This window comes from Kitasatospora sp. NPDC056327 (genome assembly GCF_042261735.1).
Taxonomy (GTDB): Bacteria; Actinomycetota; Actinomycetes; order Streptomycetales; family Streptomycetaceae; genus Kitasatospora.
The window spans coordinates 1-12,081 of the sequence record NZ_JBHJRC010000256.1 but is presented as its reverse complement, the minus strand read 5'-3'; the positions used below and the strand labels follow the sequence as shown (position 1 = coordinate 12,081).

At 73.1% G+C, this 12,081-nt stretch carries 5 protein-coding genes; 4 read left to right on the top strand and 1 reads right to left on the bottom strand.

Going from position 1 to position 12,081, the window contains the following annotated elements:
• The first annotated feature begins 200 nt into the window (after positions 1-200).
• From ACFCX4_RS28285 to ACFCX4_RS28270, 4 genes are all read left to right on the top strand, one after another.
• Positions 201-2,639: a PKD domain-containing protein gene (locus ACFCX4_RS28285; RefSeq protein WP_376148219.1), complete on the top strand. Its 2,439-nt coding sequence runs from the start codon at positions 201-203 to the stop codon at positions 2,637-2,639.
• A 170-nt stretch (positions 2,640-2,809) separates the two neighbouring features.
• Positions 2,810-5,269 (top strand): PKD domain-containing protein, encoded by a 2,460-nt coding sequence (locus ACFCX4_RS28280; protein ID WP_376148216.1) that lies wholly within the window; start codon positions 2,810-2,812, stop codon positions 5,267-5,269.
• A gap of 374 nt (positions 5,270-5,643) precedes the next feature.
• Positions 5,644-8,082 carry a PKD domain-containing protein gene (locus ACFCX4_RS28275; RefSeq protein ID WP_376148213.1) on the top strand — a complete coding sequence of 813 codons (2,439 nt, stop codon included), beginning with the start codon at positions 5,644-5,646 and terminating at the stop codon, positions 8,080-8,082.
• A 287-nt stretch (positions 8,083-8,369) separates the two neighbouring features.
• Positions 8,370-10,817 (top strand): PKD domain-containing protein, encoded by a 2,448-nt coding sequence (locus tag ACFCX4_RS28270; protein ID WP_376148210.1) that lies wholly within the window; start codon positions 8,370-8,372, stop codon positions 10,815-10,817.
• Positions 10,818-10,990: 173 nt separating this feature from the next.
• On the opposite strand, the gene ACFCX4_RS28265 is transcribed toward ACFCX4_RS28270, so the two are convergent.
• Positions 10,991-11,887: a LysR family transcriptional regulator gene (locus tag ACFCX4_RS28265; RefSeq protein WP_376148207.1), complete on the bottom strand. Its 897-nt coding sequence runs from the start codon at positions 11,885-11,887 to the stop codon at positions 10,991-10,993.
• Positions 11,888-12,081 lie beyond the last annotated feature (194 nt).

Here is a 12,081-nt window from a genome sequence, read left to right as displayed (position 1 = left end):
ACACCGGGGCGGCGCCCGGTCGGGCGCCGCCCCGGTGTCGTTCGCGCACGGGATACCCCGTTGAACGGAGGTGAAGGACTCGTGGATACTTGTGCCGCCCTGCGGACCGAACCGTCCACGAAGGGCTTCTGTCGGTGCGCCGGTCGCGCCCGCGCCGACCTCACACCGCGTCACCGCATCACCCCAGGGGGAACCGCCCAATGCCAAGATCCCGTCGCGTCGGCCTCGCCGCCGCGATAGCCGGCGCCACGGCCGCCACCGCCGTCCTGCCGTTCACCGCCCAGGCCGCACCCACCGTGCTGTACGTCGACAACACCCGCTACGGCAACTGCTCGGACACCGGCCCCGGCACCCAGGCCCAGCCGTTCTGCACCGTCCAGGCCGCCGCCGACATCGTCGAACCCGGCCAGACCGTCCAGCTGGCGGCGAACCGGTACTACACCGGCCAGGTCACCGTGCGCCGCTCCGGCCTGCCGGGCAAGCCGATCGTCTTCCGGAGCGACATCAACTACCGTTCGCCGAGCACGATCGTGGGGACCCGAGCCTGGGCCCAGGGCGAGACTCCCGCTCCGCACGCCTTCCTCCTCGACGGCGTCCACGACGTCACCGTGTCCGGCCTTCAGCTCGAAGCCCCGCAGGAGGCCGTACTCGTCAAGGACTCCGCCCGGATCGTCATCGACCGCACGGTGATCGCCGGTGGCGACCCGGTCTACAACGGTGTCCGCGCCTATCCGGACGCCAGCGCGAGCCTGCGGATCACCGGGGCGAGCACCGACGCCACCGTCAGCCGCAGCCAGGTCTCCTCACCGCCCGTCACCGGCGTCGCGGTCGAGGCCGGGGTGACCGGCGCCGTCGTCACCACCAACCTGATCGCCCATGGCAAGGGCCGGGGCGTGCTCGTCACCGACGCCCCCGGCACGGTGGTGACGAGCAACACCGTCGCCTGGAACTGCGGCGCCGACGTGGAGCTCGCCGGGACCTCCGCGGGAGCCGTGATCAGGAACAACGTGCTGGCCAAGGACCCGGCCGGCCGGTGCAGCGGCGCGTCCGCAGTGGCGACCCCCCTGGTGGTGTCGGCCGCCTCCGTCCCGGGCACCGGGGCCGACGACAACACCGTCGTCTCCCCCGGCCCGGCGTCCTACTCCTGGGGCGGCACCTCCTACGCCACGCCCGAGGCCTTCCGGGCCACCGGCCAGGGCGCGCACGACAACGCCGCGGGCCCCGGTTTCAGCGAGGTGGACTCCCCGCGCGCCACCGCCGGCATCACCGACGCGGCCGACCCGACCGTGCCCGGCACGCTGGACACCGACCTCTACGGCAACCCGCCGGCCGACCACCCGGACATCGCCGACACCGGTCCCTCCGGCTACCGGGACCGCGGCGCGATCGAGCTCCAGGACACCCTGGGCGCCTACCTGCGCGGTCTCCCGTACTCCCAGGGGAACCACCCGCTCAACGCCCGGTTCTGGGTCGACTACTACGCCGGCTGGGCACCGGGCTCCGGCACGCTGGACTTCGGCGACGGCACCGCGCCCGTCCCGGTCCCGCCCGGGAGCGGCCAGGCCGTCGACCACGACTACCCCGCCGCCGGCACCTACACCGCCACGCTCACCGCCACCAGCCGCACCGGCGCGGTCCGCACCTCCACCAGTCAGGTCACCATCACCCCGGCCCAGGAGCTCCGGACCCAGTTCTGGTGGGGCGGTACGGACCGGTCCCGCGCCGGGATCACGGTCGACGTCCAGAGCTTCAGCCCCTGGCCGATCACCCGGCACGTGATCGACTTCGGTGACGGCTCCGCGCCCGCGGTCGCCGACGGCCCCACCGCGCCGACCGGCGTGACCCACGAGTACGGCACCGGCGGCACCTACACCATCACCACCACGGTCACCGACGACCACGGCCGCACCGCGAGCTCCTCGCAGACCGCGACCGTCCGCGGTCCGCAGGCGGGTACACCGTTCACCGGCTACTTCGGGGGCCCGACCAGCCACAACGGGCTCTTCGACAACGGCCGCTGGGAACTCTCCTACAACAAGACGGACTCCACGCCGTCCACCGCCTGGAGCTTCGGCGACACGGGTGACCTCCCGGTGGTGGGCAACTGGGACAACACCTGCCAGTGCCAGCGCAGCATCTACCGCCCCAGCACCTCCACGTTCGCCCTGCAGCACCGTGACGGTTCCGTCTCCGCCGTGCGGTTCGGCGACCCCGGCGACATCCCCGTCGTCGGAGCCTGGGACGGTCCCCGCGCGTGGAACGACCAGCTCGCGGTCTACCGTCCGAGCAACGGCCTGCTGGCCGTCCGTCACGACGACGGCAGCGTCACCTCCCTGCGCTTCGGCGACCCCGGCGACATTCCGATCGTCGGCGACTGGGACGGCGTCAAGCACGCCCAGTTCGGCCTCTTCCGCCCTGGCCGCAACGCCGGTGACGCCAACCTCTTCATCCTCCGCCACGACGACGGCTCCGTCTCCACCGCCGCCTACGGCGAGAAGGGCGACCTGCCCGTCGTCGGCGACTGGCTCGCCAAGGGTCGCACCACCTACGGCATCTTCCGCCCCACCACCCACCGCTTCGCCCTCAGCAACGCCTACGCCGGCCGGCCCGACACCACCTACACCATCTACAACTACTGATCACCACGACCCGGCCGCCGAACCGACCGGGATACCCGGTTGAGACGGCGTGAAGGGCTCCTGGATACTTGTGCCGCCCCGCCGATCAGTCAGTCTGCGAAGGGCTTCTGTCGGTGCGCCGGTCGCGCCCGCGCCGACCTCACACCCTGTGACCCAGAGGGAACGCATCCATGCCAAGATCCCGTCGCTTCGGCCTCGCCGTCGCGATAGCCGGTGCCACGGTCGCCACGACCGTGCTGCCGTTCACCGCCCGGGCCGAACCCGCCGTGCTGTACGTCGACAGTGCCTCCGGCTGCTCCGACCAGGGCACCGGTACCAAGGCCCGGCCGTTCTGCACCGTCCAGGCCGCCGCCGACGCCGCCGAGCCCGGCCAGACAGTCGACATCGAGGCGAACCACTACTTCCCCGGCCAGGTCACCGTCAGGCGCTCCGGCCTGCCGGGCAAGCCGATCGTCTTCAGGGGCGACTTCGGCCACGGGTCACCGACCACGGCCGTGGGCTCCTCGGGCCTGGGCGCGGCCTCGCTGCCGCACGCCTTCCTGCTCGACGGCGTCCACGACGTCACCCTCACCGGCCTGTTCGTGATCTCCCCGCAGGAGAGCGTGCTCGTCAAGGACTCCTCCCGGATCGTCCTGGACCGCCTCTACGTGAACGGCGGCGACCCGACCCGCGCCGGCGCCACCGGGTTCCCGAACACGACCCCCAGCCTCCGGATCACCGGGGCGAGCGCGGACGTCACGGTGAGCCGCAACCGGATCTACGCACCGCCCGTCGCCGGCATCGCGATCGAGTCGGGAGCGACCGGCGCGGTCGTCACCACCAACCTGATCACCCGCGGCCCCGGCTGGCTCGGGGCCGCCCGGGGCGTGCTGGTCACCGACGCCCCCGGCACCGTCGTGGTGAGCAACACCTTCGCGCACAACTGCGGGACCGACCTGGAGCTCGCCGGGAACTCCGCGGGCGCGGTCGTCGCGAACAACATCCTGACCAAGCGTCCGGCCCCGGCCTGCGGCAGCGGACCCTCCACGGCCACCCCCCTGGTGGTGTCGGCCGGCTCCACACAGGGCACCACGGCCGACCACAACACCGTCGTACCGCTGACCTCGCCCGGCTACTCCTGGGGCGGCACCTCCTACGCGAACCCCGAGGCCTTCCGCGCCACCGGCCAGGGCGCGCACGACAACGCCACCGGTCTCACACTGGCCGTCCGTTCCGCGGTCCCCGACGACACCGCGCTCGCCGCCGAGGGCATCACGGACGCGGCCGACCCGACCGTGCCCGGCATGCTGGACAGCGACCTCTTCGGTCTGGCGCCCGCCGACCACCCCGGCATCGCCGACACCGCCCCGTCCGGGGTGCGGGACCGCGGCGCCATCGAGCTCCAGGACTCGCTGCTCGTCCAGTTGAGCGGCGGCCCCGAGATCCTGGCGGACCACCCGCTCAACGCCCGGTTCTCGGTCGAGTACGTGGCCGGCTGGTCGGCCGGGGGCGCGACGCTGGACTTCGGGGACGGCAGCACGCCCGTACCGGTCACCCCCGGCGGCCGGTTCGTCGACCACGACTACCCCGCCGCCGGCACCTACACCGCCACACTGACCGGGACCAGCGCGGGCAGTCCGACCCGCACTTCCACCAGCCAGGTCACCGTCGCCCCGGTCCGGGAGCTCAGGACGGACCTGCTGCGGAGCGCCGGCGACCGGTACCGCGCGCAGATCTCGGTGACGGCCGACACCTACAGCCCCTGGCCGGTCGTCCGGCACGTCGTCGACTTCGGTGACGGCACCGCACCCCAGGTCTTCGACGGCCCCGACCGGCCCACCGGCATCACCCACGAGTACGGCGTCGGCGGCTCCTACACCATCACCACCACGGTGACCGACGACCACGGCCGCACCGCGCGCGTCTCCCAGCCCACCTGGGTCCGCGGCCCGGCGACGGGGGTGCCGTTCACCAGCCCCTGGGGGCCCGGCATCAGCTACAACGGGCTGTTCGACAAGGGCACCTGGCTGTTCTCCTACAGAAACTCCGACACCCAGAACTTCCCGACCAGCACCCGGGGCTTCGGCAGCGCGGGCGACCTCCCCGTGGTCGGCAACTGGGACAACACCTGCCAGTGCCAGCTGGGGATCTACCGGCCGAGCACCTCCACCTTCGCCCTGCAGCGCCGTGACGGCTCCGTCTCGGCGGTGCCGTTCGGTGACCCCGGTGATCTGCCGGCCGTCGGCAAGTGGGACGGCGACGGCCGCTCCGACCAGCTCGCCGTCTACCGGCCGGGCAGCGGCCTGCTGGCCGTCCGTCACGACGACGGCAGCGTCACCAGCCTGCGCTTCGGCGACCCCGGCGACCTGCCCGTGGTCGGTGACTGGGACGGCGTGGGCCACGCCCAGTTCGGCCTCTTCCGCCCCGGCCGCAACCCCGGCGACCCCAACCTCTTCATCCTCCGCCACGACGACGGCAGCGTCTCCACCGCCGCCTACGGCGAGAAGGGCGACCTCCCCGTCGTCGGCGACTGGCTCGGCAGCGGCCGCACCTCCTTCGGCATCTACCGCCCCACCACCCACCGCTTCGCCCTCAGCAACGCCAACCACCCGGGCGTCGCGGACTACGTCTACACCGTCTTCAACGGCTGATTCCCGGCACGCACACCCCGGGGCGGCGCCCGACCGGGCGCCGCCCCGGCGCCGCTTCCCCGGGTGCCGGCTCCCGGCCCCCCTCGCCGGCCGACCGCGGAACGTGTTCCCCACCCTTCCGGGCGCCACCCCCGCAGCCGCGTCCGCCCGCTCCTGACACCCCGTCGGTCACCGCTCCGCCACGGTCCGCAGCCGCACCCGGCGCGCCCACCCAACGCCGCTCCCACCAGCGGGATACCCGGTTGAGGCGGTACGAAGGGCTCGTGGATACTTGTGCCGCCCGAGATCCCGACCGTTGTTCGAAGGGCTTCTGTCGGCGTGCCGTCGGGACGCCGCCGACCTCACGCTGTGTCACATCAGGGGGAAATCCGCCCATGGCAACATCCCGTCGCGTCGGCCTGGCCGTCGCGATCGCCGGTTCCGCGATCGCCGGAACCGTCCTGCCGTTCACCGCGCACGCCGCACCCGCCGTGCTGTACGTGAACAACGCCCAGAACGCGAACTGCTCGGACGCCGGCGGCGGCACCCCGGCCCGGCCGTTCTGCACCCTCCAGGCCGCCGCCGACGTCGCCGGGCCCGGCCAGACCGTCCAGATCTCGCCCTACGCCCGGCTCATCGGCCAGGTCACCGTGAAGCGTTCCGGGGAACCCGGCAAACCGATCGTCTTCCGGGGCGCCGACCTCACCGACACCCAGACCGCGTTCGCGGGGACCGACTCCTGGGAGGCGGGCACCGTCCCGGCTCCGCACGCCTTCGTGCTCGACGGCGTCCACGACGTCACCGTCAGCGGCCTCAACCTCGGCGCCCCGCAGGAGGTCGTGCTCGTCAAGGACTCCTCGCGGATCGTCCTGGACCACAACGAGGTGTACGGCGGCGACCCGGTCCGGGGCGGCGTCCGGGCCTACCCCTCGGCGACCCCGACGGTCCGGCTCACCGGGACCAGCGCGGACGTCACGATCAGCCGCAACCGGATCCTCGAACCGTCCGTCACGGGTGTCGCGATCGAGGCCGGGGTGACCGGCACCGTCGTCACCACCAACCTGATCGCCGAGGGCACCGGCCGCGGCGTGATCGCCACCGACGCCCCCGGCACCGTCGTGGTGAGCAACACCGTCGCGCGCAACTGCCTGACCGACCTCGAACTCGCCGGGAACTCCACCGGGGCCGTGGTCGAGAACAACATCCTCTACAAGTGGCCCGCCGGGCACTGCCCGGGCACCCACCCCACGGCGAACACGATGGTGGTGTCGGCCGGATCCGTCCGGGGCACCAAGGCCGACCACAACACCGTGCTGCGCTCGATCGGGCTGCCCTACTCCTGGGCCGGCACCACCTACGCCACCGCCGCGGAGTTCCTGGCGGCCACCGGCCAGGGCGCGCACGACAACGACGCCGGCCCGCAGTTCAACCAGATCATGGACTACGAGCCGTCCGGCACCGCGGGCGTGACGGACGCGGCCGACCCGTCGGCCCCCGGCATGCTGGACACCGACCTCTACGGCCGGGGCCCGGCCGACCACCCGCTCCCGAACACCGCCCCCTCGGGCTTCCGGGACCGCGGCGCCGTCGAGGCCCAGGACCCGCTGTACGTCGACCTGAACGTCCGCCACTCCCCGGTGCAGGACCACCCGCTCAACGCGTCCGTCTGGGCCGAGGTCAGGGCCGGCTGGTCGGGCACCGCCGTCCTGGACTTCGGCGACGGCACCGGGCCCGTCACCGTGCCCTCCGGGGTCTCCTTCCCCAGCCACGACTACCCGGCGGCCGGCACCTACACCGCGACGCTGACCGGCACCAGCGCGAACGGACTGGTCCGCACCGACACCAGCACGGTCACCGTCGCCCCGGTGCCCGACCTCCGGCCGCAGTTCTCCTGGACCGCCGGTGAGAAGTCCCGGGCCGGCATCGTCGTGAACGCCCGGAACACCAGCCCGTGGCCGCTCGTCCGCCGCGTCTTCGACTTCGGTGACGGCACCGCCCCCGTGGTCTCCGACGGTCCGGCCCCGCCGAACCAGCTCACCCACGAGTACGGCACCGGCGGCACCTACACCATCACCGAGACCGTCACCGACGACCACGGCCGCACCGCCGCCACCTCGCAGAGCGCGAGGGTCGCCGGCCCGCAGCCCGGCACGCCGTTCACCGGCTACTTCGGGGGCCCGACCAGCCACAACGGGCTCTTCGACAAGGGCAGCTGGGCGCTCTCCTACAACAAGTCGGACTCCACGCCGTCCGCCAACTGGAGCTTCGGCGACCCCGGCGACCTCCCCGTCGTCGGCAACTGGGACAACAGCTGCCAGTGCCAGCACGGCATCTACCGCCCCGGCACCTCCACCTTCGCCCTGCGCCACAACGACGGCTCGGTGTCCACCGTGCGGTTCGGCGACCCCGGCGACATCCCCGTCGTCGGAGCCTGGGACGGTCCCCGCACCCGGAACGACCAGCTCGCGGTCTACCGTCCGAGCAACGGCCTGCTGGCCGTCCGCCACGACGACGGCAGCGTCACCAGCCTGCGCTTCGGCGACCCCGGCGACATTCCGATCGTCGGCGACTGGGACGGCGTCAAGCACGCCCAGTTCGGCCTCTTCCGCCCCGGCCGCAACCCCGGCGACCCCAACCTCTTCATCCTCCGCCACGACGACGGCACCGTCTCCACCGCCGCCTACGGCGAGAAGGGCGACCTCCCCGTCGTCGGCGACTGGCTCGGCACCGGCCGCACCACCTACGGCATCTTCCGCCCCACCACCCACCGCTTCGCCCTCAGCAACGCCTACGCCGGCCGGCCCGACACCACCTACACCGTCTACAACAACTGACCGGCAGCACGAGCAACACCGGGGCGGCACTCCACCGGAGCGCCGCCCCGGCGCCGTTCGCGGCCGGTCGTCCGGCGGGGAACGCCGCAGCCCAGGGCCGGTGCCCGGATCCCGCCGGCCAAATCGGACGATTTGGTTCCACAACGGGATACCTGGTTGAGGCCGCGTAAAGGTCTCATGGATACTTGTGCCGCCCTTCCGTTCGGTCCGTCCGCGAAGAGCTTCTGTCGGCGTGCCGCTCAGGACCGCGCCCGCCTCTCACCGTGTCACCCCAGGGGGAACCACTGATGGCAACATCCCGTCGCGTCGGCCTCGCCGTCGCGATCGCCGGCTCGGCGGTCGCCGGGACCGTGCTGCCCTTCACCGCGCAGGCCGCGCCCGCGGTGCTCTACGTGGACGGCGGCGCCGCCGGCTGCTCGAACAGCGGCGCCGGCACCCAGGCCCAGCCGTACTGCACCGTCCAGGCCGCCGCCGACGTCGCCGGCCCCGGCCAGACCGTCGACATCGCGGCCGGCCGGTCCTTCACGGGCCAGGTCACCGTCCGGCGCTCCGGCGAGCCGGGCAAGCCGATCGTCTTCCGGAGCACCTTCCCCCACCGGATGCCCACCACGAGCGTCGACGCGTGGGGCGCCACGGGCTCGACCCCCGCCCCGCACGCCTTCCTCCTCGACGGCGTCCACGACGTCACCGTGACGGGGCTCAACCTCGTGGCCCCGCAGGAGGCCGTGCTCGTCAAGGACTCCTCGCGGATCGTCCTGGACCGCAACGACGTGAACGGCGGCAACCCGGTCCGGAACGGCGTCCGGGCCTACCCCTCGGCGACCCCGAGCATCCGGGTCACCGGGGCGAGCGCCGACGTCACCGTGAGCCGCACCCGGATCTACGGGGCCCCCGTCGCGGGCGTCGCGGTCGAGGCCGGGGTGACCGGCGCCGTCGTCACCACCAACCAGATCACCAACGGCGCGGGCCGGGGCGTGCTGGTCACCGACGCCCCCGGCAGCGTCGTGGTGAGCAACACCTTCGCGCGCAACTGCCTGAGCGACCTGGAGCTCGCCGGCGCCTCCGCCGGCGCCGTGATCGAGAACAACATCCTGGCCAAGGTGCCCTACGGCTGGTGCGGCGGCGAGACCTCGACCGCGACCCCGCTGGTGGTGTCGGCCGGTTCCGTCAAGGACACCAAGGCCGACTACAACTCCATCGCGCGGCTGAACATCGACTCCTACTCCTGGGGCGGCACCCGCTACTACACGGCCGACCACTTCCGGGCCACCGGTCAGGGCGCCCACGACAACAACGCCGACCCCGGGTTCGGCCGGATCGGCGAGACCTACGACCCGGCCGCCGCCACGGGCATCACGGACGCGGCCGACCCCGACGCCCCCGGCATGCTGTCCACCGACCTCTTCGGCGACGCGCCGGTCGACCACCCGCACTACGAGAACACCGCCCCCTCGGGCTTCCGGGACCGCGGCGCCATCGAGGGCCTGGACCCGCTGGCGTTCTCCGCGACCGGCGAGCGGGCCCCGTTCGACGGCCACCCGCTGAACATCCGCTTCACCGTCTCCTTCACCACCGGCTGGGAGCAGGGCACCGCGAAGCTCGACTTCGGCGACGGCCGCGAGCCGATCGCGATCACCCCCGGGTACAAGGTCGTGGACCACGACTACCCGGCCGCCGGCACCTACACCGCGACCATGACCTGGACCGGCGAGAGCGGCGCGGTCCGTTCCTCCACCAGCAAGGTCACCCTCCCCCCGGTCGCCGACCTCCAGTCGCGGTTCACCTGGGGCAACGGCGACAAGTCCCGCGCCGGGATCGAGATCGCCGCACAGAACCTCGGCTCCTGGCCGATCGTCCGCCACACCTACGACTTCGGCGACGGCACCGCGCCGACGGTCGTCGAGGGCACCAACCCGCCCTCGGGCGTCACCCACGCGTACGGCGTGGCCGGTGTCTACACCATCACCGAGACGGTCACCGACGACCACGGGCGCACCGCGAGCTCCTCGCAGACCGCGAAGGTCCAGGGCCCGCAGGCGGGTGTCCCGTTCACCGGCTACTTCTACGGTGACGGCCGCAGCACCCAGAACGGGCTGTTCGACAACGGCCGCTGGCTGTACGCCCGCGAGGCGAGCGACGCCCACGCGATCACCAGCCGGCAGTTCGGCAGCCCGGGCGACGTCCCGGTGATCGGCAACTGGGACGGCACCTGCCAGTGCCAGCAGGCGATCTACCGCCCCAGCACCTCCACCTTCGCGCTCCAGCACCTCGACAACTCGGTCTCGACGGTGAACTTCGGCGACGCCGGTGACATCCCGGTGGCCGGCAAGTGGGACGGCAACAGCCGCTCCGACCAGCTCGCCATCTACCGTCCGCGCAACAGCCTGCTGGCCGTCCGCCACAACGACGGCAGCGTCACCTCCCTGCGCTTCGGCGACCCCGGCGACATCCCGGTCGTCGGTGACTGGGACGGCGTGGGCCACGCCCAGTTCGGCCTCTTCCGCCCCGGCCGCAACGCCGGCGACGCCAACCTCTTCATCCTCCGGCACGACGACGGATCGGTCTCCACCGCCGCCTACGGCGAGAAGGGCGACCTCCCCGTCGTCGGCGACTGGCTCGGCAAGGGCCGCACCACCTTCGGCATCTTCCGGCCCGGCAGCCACCGCTTCGCGCTCAGCTACGCCTACGCCGGCCGGACCGACGTCTCCTACACCGTCTACAACTACCCCTTCTGACCCGTCCGGCGGACACCCGCACGAAACCGGGGCGGCACTCGACCGAGTGCCGCCCCGGCGCCGTTCCCGGTGTTCGGGACGGCGGCCGGGAGCCCGGCACCGAGGCGCGCGCCCGGTCGGCAACGGCGGCCCCGACCGGGCGCCCGAGGCGCGCGGGGATCCGCAGGTAGGTCCTACGTCCAGGTGCGGGAGGCCGTCAGGAGGTGGGCGTGGAGTTGGGCGAGGCGGGCGTCGGAGAGGGCGCCGGCCCGGGTGGCCAGGTAGAAGGTGTTGATCGGCGGCAGTTCCGGGGTGAGCAGCTGGACGACCGTTCCGGCGCCGAGTTCGCGTTCGCAGAGGTAGGTGGGCACCACCGAGATGCCGGCCGAGGCGGCGACGGCGGCGATCACCGCGCGCAGGTCGGGCACCACCACGGCCGGTGAGCCGGGCGGGCGGGTGGCGAAGACGCTCTGCCAGTAGCGGCGGATGATCGGGAGGGTCTCCGCGTAGGCGATCATCGGGACCTTCTCCAGCAGCTCCGGCTGCCCGATCGTGAGCCCGCCGCGCAGCAGGCCGGCGGCGATCCCGGGCGAGGCGACCAGCGCGAACTCCTCGTCCGTCAGCGGCACCGCGTCCACGCCGCGGGAGCGCGGCGGGATGGTGGAGACGACGATGTCCAGGTGTCCGGCCCGCAGGCTCTCCAGCAGCCCGGCCGCCTCCCCCAGGCTGACCCGGACGTCCAGACCGCAGGTGATCAGCCCGCCGAGGCAGGGCATCACCCGGGCGGAGATCAGTTCGGCCGGCCCGCCCAGCCGCAGCGGCCGGTTGCTGGGGCTGCCGCCGAAGTGCCGCCGGACGGCGGTGTCGAGGGCGGCGAGCGGGCCGCGGACGTCGTGCGCCAGCGCCTCGCCCTCGACGGTGGGCAGCGCGCCCTTGGGCGTGCGGTGGAAGAGCGGGCGGCCCAGCACGCCCTCCAGGCTCCGGATCTGCTGGGTGACCGCGGGCTGGGTGATGCCCAGTTCGCGCGCGGCCTTGGTGAACGACCCGGTGTGGTAGACGGCGATGAACGTCTGCAGCCACCCCAGTTGCAATGCTCGGCCCCCCGATGTCAGGGGGCACGGCGCACCCGGTGGCGTCGTCGCCCCCGTCCCCCGCGCCGAATGTACCCGAGCGCCGTCCGGGCCCGGACGGCCAACGGCCGTGCTGTGACCGGGAGGTGACCGGTCCGGATAAGGCGCGGCCGGTCCGTGGACGACGGCGGAGCGGGCGGTGCCTCCCCCCGGAC